Source organism: Sphingobium sp. (assembly GCF_033795625.1).
Taxonomy (GTDB): Bacteria; Pseudomonadota; Alphaproteobacteria; order Sphingomonadales; family Sphingomonadaceae; genus Sphingobium.
In genome coordinates this window covers 1-669 of record NZ_JARYGI010000129.1, presented here as the reverse complement: position 1 = coordinate 669, position 669 = coordinate 1, and the positions used below count along the sequence as shown (strand labels likewise).

General features: G+C 60.5%; 1 pseudogene. It reads left to right on the top strand.

Annotation, left to right across the window (positions count from 1 at the left end):
• Positions 1 to 107: 107 nt before the first annotated feature.
• Positions 108 to 669 (top strand): annotated as a pseudogene (locus QHC67_RS18980) (ISKra4 family transposase); the annotation flags it as partial.

The following is a 669-nucleotide window of genomic DNA, read 5'->3' as shown; positions in this document are numbered from 1 at the left end:
ACTTGAAATCCGTCATCGCTCCATCCGTTCAATCTCCGCCAAGCATGCTCAAGCTTCACGATTTTTGCAACAGAGCCCGGCAGGACACCCTACGCGTCGCGGAGCGTTTGGAAGCCGAGCTTGGCACCGAGCGACGCTGTTTCATCGAAGGCTGCGAGGCGGACTGGACCGATGGTCCGCTGCCAGGACCGCCTGTCACTGTCGGGATCGATGGAGGCTATGTACGATCATGGTACGATCGGCCGAACAATTTCGAGGTGATCGTGGGTAAGTCCGTCGTCGATCCGGGCGAGGATGGCGAAATTAGCGAGCCAACGCGCCGGTTCGGCTTCGTGGTCGGACATGACGACAGGCCGCGTCGTCGCCTTCATGAATTGCTGCTGGAGCAAGGCGTCGGGATGGACCGTGAGATCACCTTCATGTCCGATGGTGGCAGGAACGTCCGCAATCTTCAATGGGACATGCGGCCGAACGCCGAGCATGTCCTCGACTATTTCCACATCGCCATGCGGGTGACGGTCATGCAGCAGATCGCGCGCGGATTGCCGCCCCCATCCGAGACGGATAAAGACGTGGCCGTCGCCACTCTCGAGCGAGTTCGGGACTTCCTCTGGCACGGCAACTGGCGCCGTGCTCTCGACCTAATCGGCGACGTCGAGACCAGAATGC